The sequence below is a fragment of the Pseudoxanthomonas sp. genome, from assembly GCF_002863005.1.
Taxonomy (GTDB): Bacteria; Pseudomonadota; Gammaproteobacteria; order Xanthomonadales; family Xanthomonadaceae; genus Pseudoxanthomonas_A.
The window spans coordinates 1-13294 of sequence record NZ_PKDG01000021.1 but is presented as its reverse complement, the minus strand read 5'-3'; the positions used below and the strand labels follow the sequence as shown (position 1 = coordinate 13294).

Below are 13294 nucleotides of genomic sequence, written 5' to 3'. Positions count from 1 at the left end.
GCGAATCAGGTCTGCTCGGCCGGCCCACCGATCGGGGGCAGCGGGCGCGACTCTGGCTTGTCGTCCTTGTCCGACTTGCCCCAACCCACGGGCGGCGGTACGTCGCGGCCTTCCATGATGGCGTCGATCTGCGGCGCATCGATGGTCTCGTACAGCATCAACGCATCGGCCATCGCATGCAGCTTGTCGATGTTCTCGGTGAGGATCTGGGTGGTGCGCGCATACGCCTTGTCGAGGATCCCGCGGACCACTTCGTCGATCTTGCGCGCGGTGTCGTCGGAGACGTTCTTGTGCTGCGACACCGAGCGGCCGAGGAACACTTCCTCCTCTTCTTCCGCATAGGTGATCGGACCAAGCTCTTCCGACAGGCCCCACTTGGTGACCATGTTGCGGGCCATCTTGGTGGCGCGCTCGATGTCGTTGGACGCGCCGGTGGTGACCTTGTCCGCACCGAAGATCAACTCCTCCGCCACGCGACCGCCGTACAGCGTGCACAGGCGGCTTTCAATGCCGGTGCGGTTGATGCTGTACTTGTCGCCCTCCGGCAGGTAGACGGTCACGCCCAGCGCGCGATCGCGCGGAATGATGGTGACCTTGTAGACCGGGTCGTGCTCGGGCACCAGCCGGCCGACGATCGCATGGCCCGACTCGTGGTACGCGGTGTTGCGCTTCTCTTCCTCGCTCATGGCCATCGAGCGACGCTCGGTACCCATGATGATCTTGTCGCGCGCGCGATCCAGGTGGTCCATGCGAACCTCCTTGGCGTTCTCGCGCGCGGCGAAGAGCGCCGCCTCGTTGCAGAGGTTGGCCAGGTCGGCACCGCTGAAGCCGGGCGTACCGCGCGCGATGACCATCGGCTCGACGTCGTCGGCCAGCGGCAGCTTGCGCATGTGCACGCGCAGGATCTGCTCGCGGCCCTTCACGTCAGGCAGGCCCACGGTCACCTGGCGATCGAAGCGGCCCGGGCGCAGCAGCGCCGGATCCAGCACGTCGGGACGGTTGGTCGCGGCGATGACGATGACGCCTTCGCCCCCTTCGAACCCGTCCATCTCGACCAGCAGCTGGTTGAGGGTCTGCTCGCGTTCGTCATGACCGCCGCCCAGGCCCGCACCGCGATGACGACCGACGGCGTCAATCTCGTCGATGAAGATGATGCACGGCGCATGCTTCTTGGCCTGCTCGAACATGTCGCGCACGCGGCTGGCGCCGACGCCGACGAACATCTCGACGAAGTCCGAACCGGAGATGCTGAAGAAAGGGACCTTGGCTTCGCCGGCGATGGCCTTGGCCAGCAGCGTCTTGCCGGTGCCGGGCTGGCCGACCATCAGCACGCCGCGCGGGATCTTGCCGCCCAGCTTCTGGAACTTGCCGGGGTCGCGCAGGAATTCGACCAGCTCGCCGACTTCCTCCTTCGCTTCGTCGCAGCCGGCGACGTCGGCGAAGGTGACCTTCACTTGGTCCTCGCCCTGCAGCTTGGCGCGCGACTTGCCGAAGGACATCGCGCCCTTCGCACCGCCACCGCCGCCCTGCATCTGGCGCATGATGAAGATCCAGAAGCCGATGATCAGCAGCACCGGCAGAAAGTTCAGCAGGATGGCCGTCAGGCTGATGCCGCTGGGCGGCTCCTTCTGCGTGATCTCGACCTTCTTGGAGCGCAGGTCGTTGATCAGGTCGCGGTCGAACGGGGCGTTGATCGTCTTGCTGTCGCCGTTGCGCAGCACGTAGGTGATCTCGCCGACGCCGCTGCGGGCATCGCCGCCGAACTCGACGCGCTGCACGTTGCCGCTGTCGACCTGGTCGAGGAAGTCGGAATACGTGGTGCCGCCCGCCATGGCAGCCGTGCTGGCGCCCTTGGGCGAGAAGCTCTGGAAGACGACCATCAGCACGACGGCGACGACTACCCACAGCAGCAGATTCTTGGTCAGGTCGTTCATCCTCATCGGCTCCGGTATTCCTCTTTGCGCTTGCGCACGTTACGTGACCTTACTTGATTTGGATCCGCTTGCCCTGTCCCAGGGCGTACACCTCGGGGGAGCGCTTGCGGGAGGCGTCCGGCTTGCGGATCGCCACCTTGTCGTAGCGGCGACGCAGCTCGCGGATGTAGTCGTCGGACCCGGCGCCCTGGAACAGCTTGATCAGGAAGGCCCCGCCCGGCTTCAGGTGGTCGTCGGCGAATGCCATCGCCAACTCCGCCAGATGCATCATCCGCGGCTGGTCCACCGCATCCACACCACTCTTATTGGGGGCCATATCGGACAGCACAAGGTCCACCCGGGCACCGTCCAGCATGGCTTCCAGCTGCGATAGGACGCTGTCTTCCCTGAAATCCCCATGAAGGAAGTCCACGCCGGCCAGCGGCGGCATGTCCAGGATGTCCATCGCGACCACACGGCCGCTGTCCCCCATCGCTTGGCGGACGAACTGCGACCAGCCGCCCGGGGCGGCGCCCAGGTCCACGACGACCATGCCCGGCTTGAGCAGGCGGTCGCGTTCCAGCAGTTCCTCCAGCTTGTACGCCGCACGCGAACGCAGGCCCTCGGCCTGGGCCTTTTTCACGTAGGGATCGGAGAAGTGTTCCTTCAGCCAGCGCTGGCTGCTCTTGCTGCGGGTGGCCATGGCGGCGAGGTCTCCGGGCACGCTGCGACGGGAGCCGCCGGAGCCGTTCGTGGGGGTGGCCATGATACCCTGATCGCCCTTTTCGACCCGTACCGTGCCGCATGCCTGTTGCCCTGACCGCTGCCCAGACCCGTTTCCTGCGCGGCCAGGCCCACGACCTGAAAGCGTTGCTGCAGATCGGCAACAAGGGCGTCACCCCGGCCTTCATCGCCGAGCTGGACGCGGTGCTGGAACAGCACGAACTGATCAAGGTGAAGGTCGCCGGCGAGGATCGCGACGCCCGCGACAGCATGATCGAGGACCTGGCCGACAAGGTCGACGCCGCCCTCGTGCAGCGCGTCGGCCACACCGCCGTCCTGTACCGTCCGAGCAAGGAACGCCGGCACATCGTGCTGCCGCGCGGCTGATCCGTCACGCAGGTCGCCTGCCATGCAGCTGAGCCACGAACTGCCCGATTACGCCTTCGCGCTGCGCGCCGCGGACGGCCGGACCGCACGCGTGAACGACCGCGTGCTGGCGACCAGCTTCATCCTCTCGCCCCAGCAGCTGCTCGAGGACTGGCCGGTGCACGACAGCGCCGCGCTGGTGCCGGACGACCTGGCCCCGCTGCTGGCGCTGCAACCGGAAGTGATCCTGCTGGGCACGGGCGAGCGCCAGGTGTTTCCGCCCGCGGCCGTCATGGCCGCCTGCCTGCGCCAGGGCGTGGGCCTGGAGGTCATGACCAATGCCGCGGCCGCCCGCACCTTCAACGTACTGGCCGGCGAATCGCGCAAGGTCGTGGCTGGTTTCCTGCTCGCATCGGCCTGATCTGGCCGCGATGCGGGGCCGGTTCCTGCTGCCTGCCCTGCTGCTCCTCGCGGCATGCGCTCGGCCGGTCCCGGCTCCGGATGCCACCCAGCGGTACGACGCCTGGCGTGCGAAGGCCGACGCGCGCGCCCTGACGGCCTATCAGCGCACATTGGCCGATGCCGGCGTGGGTCGGGTCGTGCCGATCCCCGCGCTGCTGCGCTCCAGCCGTCGCTGGCAGGCCTGCGATGCGCCGGAATTCCTGTTGCCCCCGCCCGACCGCGCCGCGGCGATCGTGCCTACCCTGCGCGTGGTCGCGCAGTTGCAGGCGATGGGAATCGTCGAGGGAAGCCGGGCGCGTTCGGGTTACCGGTCGGTGGAGGTGAACCGCTGCGCCGGCGGCAGCGCCCGCAGTCGGCATCTGCTGAACAATGCGCTCGATTTCGACCTTGCCGACGACCGTCGCGTGGCCGCGCTATGCCACTTCTGGCGCACGCAGGGGCCCGCGCTGGCGATGGGGCTTGGGTTCTACACGCCGACCAGGATCCACATCGATACGGCCGGGCACCGAACATGGGGCACCGACCATCGGCGCGGCACCTCGCTGTGCGTCACCGCCGAGGATCAGTCCGGCGAGCGCGCCAGCCGCACGCGGACGCCGTAATGGTCCGAGGGCCAGGCGCCGGTCGCGTCGGGCCGGTCGAGGATGATGTCGGCGTCGACGACACGGAACGCATCGCGCTGGGCGAACACGTGGTCGATGCGGATCGGCGCATGGCCGAGGTGCGGATTGAGCGTGGTGTGCATCGGGTCGTTCGTATCCACGCCCGCGTGCGCGTCCGAATAGGCGTCGAAGAAGCGCGTGCGCAGCGGCGCGAGTTCGGACGCATCGGCGCGCGTGTTGAAGTCGCCGCCGATGATCGACGGGGCGTCGCCCGATGTCTCGCCGATCAACGCCAGTACACCGCCGATCTGGTCTGCCCGGATCGCCCCGCCGGTCGGCGTGTGGTGCAGGTGGGTCACGTAGACATTCAATGGACGGCCCCCGACCCGCGTGCGCACCCAGCCGGCGGTCCGGTAGTCGTCCAGCGGGGACAGCTTGACCTCCCGCGACTGTTCGATCGCCCCCTTCACCAGGATCGCATTGCCGTAGCGCCGGGCCTGGCCGGCCGCGTCGGCGGAAAAGAAGCGGTACCGGTAGCCGAGTCGGGCGGCGAGCGTCTGCGCCTGGTTCGGTAGCGCGGCGTCCTGCAGCACCTCCTGCAAGACGATGATGTCGGGTGCCAGCGTCGCCAACTCGGCGACGATCATGTCCTGCCGGTGCGGCCAGTCCTGCTTGTCGTGCCAGAGATTGAGCGTGACCACGTCCACGTGCGATTGCGTGGGTAACTCGCGGGGACGCTGGCACGCGGCGAGGACCCCCGCTGCGAACACGACAACCGCCAGCACCGCCGGCGTCCACCTTGCCATCGCCCCGCCCTGGACGACGTTCACCGCGGCGGCAGGTACTGGAGCGGATCCACCGGCTTGCCGTTGTGGCGGATCTCGAAGTGGAGCATCTCGCGCGAAGCGCCACTGCTGCCCATTTCCGCGATCTGCTGGCCGGCCTTGACGCTCTGGCCTTCGTTGACCAGTCGCTTGCGGTTGTGGCCGTACGCCGACAGCCAGGCCTCACTGTGCTTGACGATGATCAGCTCGCCGTAACCCACCAGCCCTGCGCCGGAATAGACCACCACCCCATCTGCGGCGGCGCGGACGGCCTGTCCGCTGCTGCCCGCGATGTCGACACCCTGCTTCGTCGCGTCGCCGGCGACATACCGACCGATCAAGTGCCCCTCGGCAGGCCAGCGCCAGCTGAAACCGCTGCTTGCGGGCGCCGGCGCTGGGCGGGTGGCCGGCGCTGGCGGCGGTGCGGGACGCGTGGTCGTGCCGGTCGCGGGTCGGGCGGCCGTCGTGGTGGTCGTCGCGGGACGACTGCCGCCGGTGCCGGGGAACAGCTTGAGCGACTGGCCCGGATAGATCGTGTAGGGGGCAGCGAGGTTGTTCCAGCGCGCCAGGTCGTTGACGTCGATGCCGTTGCGGAACGCGATGCCGTAGAGCGTGTCGCCGCGCTGCACGCGCACCGTGGCACCGGGCTTGGCCTGGGACGCCTTGCGCGTGGTCGACGATGCGGTGGGCTCGCGCACCACCGTGGTGGAGCAGGCGCCCAGCACCGCGAGGGCGATGCCGGCAAGGAACGCGCGCGCGATGCGGTGGCGTGGACGAAGCGTCGTGGTCATGCGGTCGTTCGTTTCCTCACAGGGCGATGGCCGCCGGCCTCAGCCGGTCAGGCGCTGGAACAGTTCGCGTGCCGCCACCCCGCCCCCACCGATCAGCACGCTGAAGTAGACGATCGTACCGATGTTGGCCAGGTGGCCCATCAGGATCGCGCCGCCATCGCGCTGGATGAAGCCGATGGCGTACAGCAGCAGCGCCAAGGCTGGCAGGGTATTGCTGAATGGCACGAATCCAAAAGGCGCCATCAACAATAGGGCAGCGAGGATGAAGGCGAGGTTGTTGAAGACGCCTTGCCCTGGCCCGTCGACGAAGACACGCAGGCGGTGCGGACGGCTGATCCTTTCCATCCGGCGCACCCAGACCAGCCCACCGGTCAGGCCGGGGCGCAGGCGATCGGCCGGCAGCGCCTTGTGCTTGACGCGTTGTGGCAGCCACAGCGGGCGGTTGAACAGGCGGCTCACGCCGACCAGCAGGATCGCCGCGCCGAACACGGTGCTGACGCCCGGGATCGACACGGGGATCAGGAACACCAGGGTCAGCAGGATGGTGAGCAACAGCAGGCCTTCGTCGCTGAACACATCCAGCAGTTCGCCCAAGCTCAGCGTGTCGGGAGGCAGGCGCTCGATGATGCCGGCCAGTTGCTCTCCCAGCGATGCCGGATGGTTCGGCGATCCTTCGTCGGGACGCGGATGGGTCATGCCGGTCAGTCCAGGGTGCCGGACAACAGCGGCACGAACACGACGGGCGCCAGCGTCGTTTCCTCGATGCTGCCGTCGGCGCGCTTCACCAGTCGCACGAGCGATTGCGAGCCGCTGCCGCCGACCGGTGCGACGAGATGCCCACCGATCGCGAGTTGTTCCACCAGCACCGGCACCAGGGCCGGCGCGGCGGCGGTCACGATGATGGCGTCGTAGGGACCGTGCTCTACCCAGCCGATGCGTCCATCGTCGTGCTTGCTGCGGACGTTGAAGCCCATCTGCCGCAGCCGCTTGCGCGCCTGACGCAGCAGATCGCCGATGCGTTCAACCGTGTACACCTCCAGCCCGAGGATCGCGAGGACCGCGGCCTGGTAACCCGATCCGGTGCCGATCTCCAGTACCTTCTTCGGCGCCGCTTCCAGCAGGACCTCGGTCATGCGCGCGACCACCCACGGCTGCGAGATGGTCTGGCTGTGGCCGATCGGCAGCGCCGTGTCCTCGTAAGCGCGCGTGGCGAGCGCTTCATCGACGAACAGGTGGCGCGGCAACGTGCGGATCGCATTCAGCACGCGCTCGTCGGCGATGCCCGACTCGCGCAGCCGCTCGACCAGGCGGTCGCGCACGCGCTGCGAGGTCATGCCCATGCCCACCGCTTCCGGCTGCAGCCGCAGTCGCGGCGTCATGCCGTCCCCTCGAGCGAGGCCGTCAATCCCCCCACCCAGCCCGCGACTTTCTCGAGCGCCTGGTAGCGGGTCAGGTCGACGTGGATCGGCGTGATGGAGATATGGCCCGTACGCACCGCGTGGAAGTCCGTGCCCGGGCCCGCATCCTGCTCGCGGCCGGCGGGGCCTATCCAGTAGACGGTGTGGCCGCGCGGATCCGGCTGCGGCACGCAGGGCTCGGAACGGTGTCGGTTGCCGAGGCGCGTAACTTCGAAGCCCCGCACCTCCGACCATGCGAGATCCGGCACGTTGACGTTGAGGATGGTGTCTGCCGGCAGCGGATCCGACTTCAAACGCGCGACGATCTCCACGGCGGCACGCGCGGCGGTCTCGTAATGCCTGGCGTCGTGGTTCTTGGTGGCCAGCGACATGGCCACTGCGGGCAGGCCCAGGAAGCGCCCTTCCATCGCCGCCGAGACCGTGCCGGAGTAGATGACGTCGTCGCCCAGGTTGGCGGTGTTGTTGATGCCGGATACCACGATGTCGGGCTCGAACTCGAGCATGCCCGTCAGTGCCAGGTGCACGCAGTCGGTCGGCGTGCCGGCGATGCTGCAGGTGTAGTGGTCGATGCGCTTGAGCCGGATCGGCAGGTCGAGCGTCAGCGAGTTGCTGGCACCGGAGCGATCGCGGTCGGGCGCGACCACATACACTTCGTGGCCTGCGCTGCGCAGGCCCTCTGCCAGGATTCGGATGCCGGGGGCGTCGACGCCGTCGTCGTTGCTGACCAGTACGCGCATGGGGTTCCTCGGGGACGGCCCCATGATACCGGAACAACGCCGAGGCTTCCCGCGCTTGCGTCACGTGGCGATGCCGCTACGCTGGCGGCATGTCTCGCTCCTCGCCCCCCGACGATGACGACGCCGCGCTGTTCCGCGAGGCGATCGGCGACGTGCGACGCCTGGACACCGCCACGCCACCGCCGCGCAAGGCGCCGCCGAAACCGCGTGCTCGCATGGCCGAGCAGGATGATGTCGACGCGCTGAGCGAATTCCAGCGCGGGCTGGAATCCTTCGACCTGCACGCAGCCGGCGATGTGCTGAGCCATCGGCGCGAGGCCTTGTCGCCGCGCGCCTTCCAGCGACTGAAGCGGGGCCAGTTCTCCGTCCAGGATGAACTCGACTTGCACGGCGCCACGGCGTTGCAGGCGGAAGGCCTGTTGAGGCAATTCCTGCTGGAGGCCCACCAGCACGACTACGGATGTGTCCGCATCATCCATGGCAAGGGCACGCGATCCGAGGTCGGGGCACCCGTGATCAAGAATGCGGTCGACAGGATGCTGCGCCATCGCGCGGATGTCCTTGCGTTCCACTCGGCACCACCGGCGCAGGGCGGCACCGGCGCCGTGCTGGTACTCCTGGCCCGGCGCCGCTAGCTCGGCCTGCCTATCCGCTAGCGCGCGGAGGCGACGGAGGCCGACACTCGCTTCTTGGGTGGGTTGACCCACATCACTTCGGTACCGCGCTGTTTGGCGATGGCATTGACATAGCCCACGTAGACCGCATCCACGTCGGATCGTGGCTGCATCAATACCTTGTCGGCGGTGCTCGCGGTACGGGTGCTCGCGCAACCGGAAAGCAGCACGGCGAGGAAAAGGGCGCTGGAAAAGCGATCGAGGCGACTCATGGCGACCTCCAAGTAGCAGGACGTTGCTGCGACCGACATCTCGGCGGCGAGGCATCATCCACCGCCGTCGCTACCGCTTATACGCCCGCCATTCCACGCTGCCAGTGCTTGTGCCCGATTTCCGACGAACGGCTCAGGCCGGTCCGGACGCGTCCGCGGCGTCCCCCAACTCGTGCAGCACGGCGGTGGCATAGCTGCCGGGCGGCAGAGCGAAACCAACCTTGAGGGTCGACGCATCCAGCCACTCCCAAGCCAGCCCGTCGGGTCGCAGTCGCAGGGCACGACGCTCCTGGCGGAGGCCCTCCTGCTCGAGACCCGTCTTCAGCGCGCGCGCATCCTCGCCCTGCAGCGCCGCGTCCTCGCAGGCATGGGCGGCAGCCTGCGCGCGCGATGCCCCCGCGCCCCACAACGGCCCTGTCGGATGGATATCGAAGTCGGCCAGGCGCTGCGCGAGCGTCTCGCTCCAGGGCTCGGGCCCGAAGACGCTGCGGCTGCCGGCCAGCATCCACACTTCGCCTTCGAGGCCGCGATTCCAGCTGCCGTCGGCAAGCCGGGCCGAGAGCACGCGGTTGAAAAGTTCAGAACGTGCGGCGGACAGGAGAATGGACCGTTGCTCGCGCCGCACCCGGCGCCCACCGAACATCGCCAGTGCCGCCGCCACGTTGCCGCCATCGCGTCCGAAGCGCTGTTCACCGAACCAGTTGGGCAGGCCATGCGCGGCGATCTCGGCAAGACGTGCATCGATCGCTTGCCGATTCCCTTCCACCTGACGCAGCACCAGCGCGAACCGGTTGCCGGCCAACGCCCCGCGCGGCAGCTTGCGCGAATGCCATGACGCATCGATGACCTTGAGATCGTCCGATGCCAGCCCGCCCATGTCCGGTGCCACTTTGCGTGGCAGGTGCACGCTGAAGCGCTGCCGCGTCACCGCATGGCGGTCCTTGAGGCCGGCGTAGCCGACACCCATGTCGGCGATCGCCGCCCACGCCGCGATGCGCTTGGCGGCGAACGCGGTATTCATGCCGCGCTTCTCGACCGTCAGCAGCAGGTGTTCGCCTTCGCCCGAGGGCTCGAAACCCGGAAGCTCCTCGACGAAGAAATCCTCCGGTGCCGTACGGATACGCGCCGACAGCACCGACGCGCCGAACGCGCGCGGCATTGCCCCGCTCATGCGCGCACCAGCAGCACCACCGCCTGCGCCGCGATGCCTTCGCCGCGCCCGGTGAAGCCCAGCTTCTCCGTCGTGGTCGCCTTGATGCTGACCGCATCCGCGTCAATCCCGAGATCCGTGGCCACGCAAGCCCGCATCGCATCGGCATGGGGACCGACCTTGGGACGCTCGCAGATGACGGTGACGTCGGCATTGCCGACGCGCCAGCCGCGTTCACGCAGCAAGGCATCGCAGTGGCGCAGGAACGCACGGCTGTCCGCGCCCTTCCAGCGATCATCCGAAGGCGGGAAATGCCGGCCGATGTCGCCGAGCGCCACCGCGCCGAGCATGGCATCGCACACGGCATGCAGCACCACGTCGCCGTCGCTGTGCGCCAGCACGCCGCGATCATGCGGCACGCGCACACCACCCAGCATGAGGTGGTCGCCGTCGCCGAAGGCGTGCACATCGAAGCCCTGGCCGATGCGGATGTTCAAGGAATCGGGCATGTCGTTTCCGTCAGGAGGTCAGCGGTGACGCTGCGCCAGTTCGTAGGCGAACCGGGCCAGGTCCGCCGGCGTGGTGATCTTGAAGTTGCTCTCGGAGCCTTCCACCAGCAGCGGGCGCAAGCCCTGGCGCTCCATCGCCATCGCCTCGTCGGTGACCTCGACGCCATCGGTCGTGGCGGACTCGAGCGCGCGGGTCAGCTGCAGGCGACGGAAAAGTTGCGGCGTGAACGCACGCCACAGGCGCTCTCGGGGTTCAGTGGCGTCGATCCCGCCGTCGTCGCCGGCCCGTTTCAACGTGTCCCGCACCGGCGCGGCGAGGATCGCACCGACCGGATCATTGCGACCACGTTCCAGCAGTTGCGTCAGGTCGGCCAGGGACAGGTTCGGGCGCGCCGCATCGTGCACCAGTACGAAATCATCCGGGCGCACGTCGTCAGGCAGTGCGTGCAGGCCGGCCAGCACGGACGCCGCACGGCTGGCGCCACCGACGCAGGCAAGCACCGGCTTGCCCGCGAGTTCCGTCCAGCGCGGCCAGTCCGCGTCGTTCTCCGACACCGGCACCACGGCGCCCTCCACCGCATCGTGCGCGAACAGGGCCGCGAGCGTGTGCGCGATCAGGGGCGCACCCTCCACCGGGAGATACTGCTTGGGGAGTTCGCCGCCGAAGCGGGTGCCGCGTCCTGCGGCGGGCACGACAGCCCAGAGACGGGCCATCAGGGAAGCGGGTCCGCGGTGGCGGCGTTGCCGGCCGCATCGCCTTCCGCGGCCGGCGCCGGCGCAGCGGGTTCAACCACGCGGTAGAACTTCTCGCCCGGCTTGATCATGCCCAGTTCGCTGCGTGCACGCTCCTCCACCGCCGATTCGCCCGATTTGAGGTCCTCGACTTCGGCGGCCAACGCATCGTTGCGCTCCTGCAGGCCGGCATTCTCGCGCTTCTGCGACTCGACCTGCTGCTCCAGCGCGACGACCTGCCCTGAACTTCCCACACCGAACCAGAACTTGTACTGCAGCCATCCCAGCAGCAGCACGAGGACCAGCAGGAGCCAGGGCGCCTTGCGCATGGATTACTTCTTCAGCGACACGAAGGCGTTGCGGCCGGCGTAGCGCGCCTTGCTGCCCAGCGCCTCTTCGATGCGCAGCAGCTGGTTGTACTTGGCCACGCGATCGCTGCGGCACAGCGAGCCGGTCTTGATCTGCGTGGCCGTCGTGGCTACCGCGATGTCGGCGATGGTGGTGTCTTCGGTTTCGCCCGAGCGATGCGACACGACGGCGGCGTAGTTCGCGTGGTGCGCCATCGCGATGGCCTCCAGGGTCTCGGTCAGCGTGCCGATCTGGTTGACCTTGATCAGGATCGCGTTGGCCGTGCCGGACTCGATGCCTTCCTTGAAGATCTTCGGATTGGTCACGAACAGGTCGTCGCCGACCAGCTGCACCTTCTTGCCGATCCGGTCGGTCAGCAGCTTCCAGCCCGCCCAGTCGTCCTCGGCCAGGCCGTCTTCGATGGTGATGATGGGGTACTGCGCGGCCCAGTCGGCCAGGAAGTCGACGAACTGCTCGCTGGTCAGGCGCTTGTTCTCGCCCACCAGATGGTACTTGCCGTTATCGAAGAACTCGCTGGACGCCACGTCCAGGCCCAGCAGCACGTCTTCGCCGGCGGTGTAGCCGGCCTTGCCGATGGCTTCCAGGATGGTGTCCAGCGCTTCTACGTTGCTGCGGAAATCGGGGGCGAAGCCGCCCTCGTCGCCGACCGCCGTGCTCAGGCCGTGGCCCTTCAGCACCGACTTCAGCGAGTGGAAGATCTCGGTGCCCGCGCGCAGCGATTCGGCGAACGAATCGAATCCGACCGGCAACACCATGAATTCCTGGAAGTCCACGTTGTTGTCGGCGTGCGCGCCGCCGTTGATGATGTTCATCATCGGCACGGGCAAGGTCACCTCGCCATTGGACAGGTGCTGCCACAGCGGGACCTTCTTCGACGCGGCCACCGCATGGGCGTTCGCCATCGAGACACCGAGCAATGCGTTGGCGCCCAGACGACCCTTGTTCTCGGTGCCGTCCAGGTCGATCAGGCGACGGTCCAGACCCTCCTGGTCGGCGGCGTCGAAGCCATGCAGCGCATTCGCGATGGGACCGTTGACGTTCTCCACCGCCTTGCGCACGCCCTTGCCCAGGTAGCGGGTCTTGTCGCCGTCGCGCAGTTCCACGGCTTCCTTGGTGCCGGTCGAGGCGCCAGACGGCACCATGGCGCGACCGAAGGAACCGTCTTTCAGCGTGACCTCGGCTTCGAGGGTGGGATTGCCGCGGGAATCGAGGATTTCGCGGGCGTGGATCTTGGCGATGGTGGTCATGGTGTCGATCGGGGGTCCGTGGAGGTGAGTTGTCGTACGAACGTCAAGGTAGCTTGGGTATGGGCGAGGTCGTGCTGGGAAAACCGCACCGAAAACGGATGAACGTCGCGCAGACCTTGTGGCTGACCTGCGCGACCGTAAGAAGGGACAAAGATTAACGCTGTTTTCCCTTCGATATCGGGCGAAGTTACCCAGGGTCCACATGAAGGCGGAGGCGGCGGGGGCGGAATCGGCATGTCGGGGACCGCACGCCACACCACGCCACCCGACAACGTCCCGCGCATTGGTGGGTGGCCCTTCAGGACCTCGACCACTTCGAAGTCGGCGGTCGCAAGGAGCAAGGGACTCCGTGCTTCCTGCGCGCGCTCAGCGTAGTTGTCGAGCCTTGCGACGAAGACCTCATGGCTTTCGCTGAATGCCTTAGCCAAGTCTTGCCGCGGGTCGCCCGAACCCATCTGACAGGCGCCCGCCCGTGGCACCGCCGCCGTTACGGCCACCAGCACAACCAGCATCCCGCCAGTCGCTCGATTCATGGCTTAGACCGTCGACTCCAGGAACCCGTTCT

Annotated in this window: 17 protein-coding genes; 4 read left to right on the top strand and 13 right to left on the bottom strand. The window is 67.8% G+C overall.

Annotated features, from left to right (window positions below; all coding sequences use genetic code 11):
• Positions 1–5: 5 nt before the first annotated feature.
• Both ftsH and rlmE read right to left on the bottom strand, forming a co-directional pair.
• Positions 6–1934, bottom strand: a complete 1929-nt coding sequence (gene ftsH / locus CYU89_RS10475; protein ID WP_296280768.1) for an ATP-dependent zinc metalloprotease FtsH — start codon at positions 1932–1934, stop codon at positions 6–8.
• Between the two features lie 49 nt (positions 1935–1983).
• Positions 1984–2616, bottom strand: coding sequence for a 23S rRNA (uridine(2552)-2'-O)-methyltransferase RlmE (gene rlmE / locus CYU89_RS10470; RefSeq protein ID WP_296280950.1), 633 nt, complete (start codon positions 2614–2616; stop codon positions 1984–1986).
• Positions 2617–2717: 101 nt separating this feature from the next.
• On the opposite strand from rlmE, the gene yhbY reads away from it, so the two are divergent.
• From yhbY to CYU89_RS10455, 3 genes are read left to right on the top strand one after another with little or no spacing between them, the layout of a single operon-like run.
• The gene (gene yhbY / locus CYU89_RS10465) at positions 2718–3023 is read left to right on the top strand and encodes a ribosome assembly RNA-binding protein YhbY (protein WP_296280766.1); all 306 of its coding nucleotides are present in this window, start codon (positions 2718–2720) and stop codon (positions 3021–3023) included.
• A gap of 22 nt (positions 3024–3045) precedes the next feature.
• A complete protein-coding gene (locus CYU89_RS10460) occupies positions 3046–3423 on the top strand; it encodes an Mth938-like domain-containing protein (RefSeq protein WP_296280764.1) in 378 nt (125 codons plus the stop codon).
• A gap of 10 nt (positions 3424–3433) precedes the next feature.
• Positions 3434–4066 carry a D-Ala-D-Ala carboxypeptidase family metallohydrolase gene (locus CYU89_RS10455; RefSeq protein WP_296280762.1) on the top strand — a complete coding sequence of 211 codons (633 nt, stop codon included), beginning with the start codon at positions 3434–3436 and terminating at the stop codon, positions 4064–4066.
• Here CYU89_RS10455 and CYU89_RS10450 read toward each other — a convergent pair.
• The 5 genes from CYU89_RS10450 to surE are packed head-to-tail and all read right to left on the bottom strand — an operon-like array spanning position 4027 to position 7836.
• Complete coding sequence (locus CYU89_RS10450; protein WP_296280760.1) at positions 4027–4872, bottom strand: endonuclease/exonuclease/phosphatase family protein; 846 nt, start codon at positions 4870–4872, stop codon at positions 4027–4029. The two genes, CYU89_RS10455 and CYU89_RS10450, sit on opposite strands and share 40 nt — an antisense overlap.
• A 20-nt stretch (positions 4873–4892) precedes the next feature.
• Positions 4893–5681, bottom strand: a complete 789-nt coding sequence (locus CYU89_RS10445) for a peptidoglycan DD-metalloendopeptidase family protein (RefSeq protein WP_296280759.1) — start codon at positions 5679–5681, stop codon at positions 4893–4895.
• A 39-nt stretch (positions 5682–5720) separates the two neighbouring features.
• Complete coding sequence (locus CYU89_RS10440) at positions 5721–6377, bottom strand: exopolysaccharide biosynthesis protein (protein WP_296280757.1); 657 nt, start codon at positions 6375–6377, stop codon at positions 5721–5723.
• Between the two features lie 5 nt (positions 6378–6382).
• The gene (locus CYU89_RS10435; protein ID WP_296280755.1) at positions 6383–7060 is read right to left on the bottom strand and encodes a protein-L-isoaspartate(D-aspartate) O-methyltransferase; all 678 of its coding nucleotides are present in this window, start codon (positions 7058–7060) and stop codon (positions 6383–6385) included.
• The gene (gene surE / locus CYU89_RS10430) at positions 7057–7836 is read right to left on the bottom strand and encodes a 5'/3'-nucleotidase SurE (protein WP_296280753.1); all 780 of its coding nucleotides are present in this window, start codon (positions 7834–7836) and stop codon (positions 7057–7059) included. Before surE ends, CYU89_RS10435 begins: the two co-directional genes overlap by 4 nt.
• Positions 7837–7925: 89 nt before the next feature.
• On the opposite strand from surE, the gene CYU89_RS10425 reads away from it, so the two are divergent.
• On the top strand, positions 7926–8471 hold the full coding sequence (locus tag CYU89_RS10425; RefSeq protein WP_296280751.1) for a Smr/MutS family protein: 546 nt from the start codon (positions 7926–7928) through the stop codon (positions 8469–8471).
• A 17-nt stretch (positions 8472–8488) separates the two neighbouring features.
• Here CYU89_RS10425 and CYU89_RS10420 read toward each other — a convergent pair whose 3' ends face one another.
• The 6 genes from CYU89_RS10420 to eno form a co-directional block, all read right to left on the bottom strand.
• A complete protein-coding gene (locus CYU89_RS10420) occupies positions 8489–8722 on the bottom strand; it encodes a hypothetical protein (protein WP_296280749.1) in 234 nt (77 codons plus the stop codon).
• Between the two features lie 133 nt (positions 8723–8855).
• A complete protein-coding gene (truD, locus tag CYU89_RS10415; protein WP_296280747.1) occupies positions 8856–9881 on the bottom strand; it encodes a tRNA pseudouridine(13) synthase TruD in 1026 nt (341 codons plus the stop codon).
• 8 nt (positions 9882–9889) lie between these two features.
• A complete protein-coding gene (ispF, locus tag CYU89_RS10410; RefSeq protein ID WP_296280745.1) occupies positions 9890–10381 on the bottom strand; it encodes a 2-C-methyl-D-erythritol 2,4-cyclodiphosphate synthase in 492 nt (163 codons plus the stop codon).
• Between the two features lie 18 nt (positions 10382–10399).
• Positions 10400–11095: a 2-C-methyl-D-erythritol 4-phosphate cytidylyltransferase gene (gene ispD, locus CYU89_RS10405; protein ID WP_296280743.1), complete on the bottom strand. Its 696-nt coding sequence runs from the start codon at positions 11093–11095 to the stop codon at positions 10400–10402.
• Positions 11095–11442, bottom strand: a complete 348-nt coding sequence (gene ftsB / locus CYU89_RS10400) for a cell division protein FtsB (RefSeq protein ID WP_296280742.1) — start codon at positions 11440–11442, stop codon at positions 11095–11097. The genes ispD and ftsB overlap by 1 nt, the downstream gene beginning before the upstream one ends.
• A gap of 3 nt (positions 11443–11445) precedes the next feature.
• Positions 11446–12729 carry a phosphopyruvate hydratase gene (gene eno / locus CYU89_RS10395; protein WP_296280740.1) on the bottom strand — a complete coding sequence of 428 codons (1284 nt, stop codon included), beginning with the start codon at positions 12727–12729 and terminating at the stop codon, positions 11446–11448.
• Between the last annotated feature and the right edge of the window lie 565 nt (positions 12730–13294).

Excerpts from the sequence above, each read along its gene's own strand:
- ftsH (WP_296280768.1), bottom strand. The coding sequence starts at position 1,934 with ATGAACGACCTGACCAAGAATCTGCTGCTGTGGGTAGTCGTCGCCGTC.
- rlmE (WP_296280950.1), bottom strand. The coding sequence starts at position 2,616 with ATGGCCACCCGCAGCAAGAGCAGCCAGCGCTGGCTGAAGGAACACTTC.
- yhbY (WP_296280766.1), top strand. The coding sequence starts at position 2,718 with ATGCCTGTTGCCCTGACCGCTGCCCAGACCCGTTTCCTGCGCGGCCAG.
- CYU89_RS10460 (WP_296280764.1), top strand. The coding sequence starts at position 3,046 with ATGCAGCTGAGCCACGAACTGCCCGATTACGCCTTCGCGCTGCGCGCC.
- CYU89_RS10455 (WP_296280762.1), top strand. The coding sequence starts at position 3,434 with ATGCGGGGCCGGTTCCTGCTGCCTGCCCTGCTGCTCCTCGCGGCATGC.
- CYU89_RS10450 (WP_296280760.1), bottom strand. The coding sequence starts at position 4,872 with ATGGCAAGGTGGACGCCGGCGGTGCTGGCGGTTGTCGTGTTCGCAGCG.
- CYU89_RS10445 (WP_296280759.1), bottom strand. The coding sequence starts at position 5,681 with ATGACCACGACGCTTCGTCCACGCCACCGCATCGCGCGCGCGTTCCTT.
- CYU89_RS10440 (WP_296280757.1), bottom strand. The coding sequence starts at position 6,377 with ATGACCCATCCGCGTCCCGACGAAGGATCGCCGAACCATCCGGCATCG.
- CYU89_RS10435 (WP_296280755.1), bottom strand. The coding sequence starts at position 7,060 with ATGACGCCGCGACTGCGGCTGCAGCCGGAAGCGGTGGGCATGGGCATG.
- surE (WP_296280753.1), bottom strand. The coding sequence starts at position 7,836 with ATGCGCGTACTGGTCAGCAACGACGACGGCGTCGACGCCCCCGGCATC.
- CYU89_RS10425 (WP_296280751.1), top strand. The coding sequence starts at position 7,926 with ATGTCTCGCTCCTCGCCCCCCGACGATGACGACGCCGCGCTGTTCCGC.
- CYU89_RS10420 (WP_296280749.1), bottom strand. The coding sequence starts at position 8,722 with ATGAGTCGCCTCGATCGCTTTTCCAGCGCCCTTTTCCTCGCCGTGCTG.
- truD (WP_296280747.1), bottom strand. The coding sequence starts at position 9,881 with ATGCCGCGCGCGTTCGGCGCGTCGGTGCTGTCGGCGCGTATCCGTACG.
- ispF (WP_296280745.1), bottom strand. The coding sequence starts at position 10,381 with ATGCCCGATTCCTTGAACATCCGCATCGGCCAGGGCTTCGATGTGCAC.
- ispD (WP_296280743.1), bottom strand. The coding sequence starts at position 11,095 with ATGGCCCGTCTCTGGGCTGTCGTGCCCGCCGCAGGACGCGGCACCCGC.
- ftsB (WP_296280742.1), bottom strand. The coding sequence starts at position 11,442 with ATGCGCAAGGCGCCCTGGCTCCTGCTGGTCCTCGTGCTGCTGCTGGGA.
- eno (WP_296280740.1), bottom strand. The coding sequence starts at position 12,729 with ATGACCACCATCGCCAAGATCCACGCCCGCGAAATCCTCGATTCCCGC.